We start from the raw sequence: 254 nt of genomic DNA on the forward strand, positions 1-254 counted from the left end.
GGCGGGCATCTGACCCAGGTCGATGAAACCGGCTACGGCGAACGCGGTGAACGGCCACAACGCCGCACCGAATTCGAACGCGATAGCATTGGCCGGTTGCTGGCCAAACTCAATGCCGATGCCCGTCAGGATTACGTGTATGACGACGCTGATCGCCTGCTGTCGATCCAGCGCCTGCCGACCGCGCAGGGCAAGCAAATTGGTGTCAGCGAAGAAACGCTGGAATTCTCCTACGACCTGCTCGGGAGGCTGAT

General features: G+C 60.6%; 1 protein-coding gene. It reads left to right on the top strand.

The window, feature by feature from the left end; genetic code table 11:
- A partial coding sequence (locus ACM6G4_RS27435) for a hypothetical protein (protein WP_414915021.1) occupies positions 1–254 on the top strand: 254 nt, incomplete at both ends.

Source organism: Pseudomonas sp. IT-P258 (genome assembly GCF_949767825.1).
GTDB lineage: Bacteria > Pseudomonadota > Gammaproteobacteria > Pseudomonadales > Pseudomonadaceae > Aquipseudomonas > Aquipseudomonas monachiensis.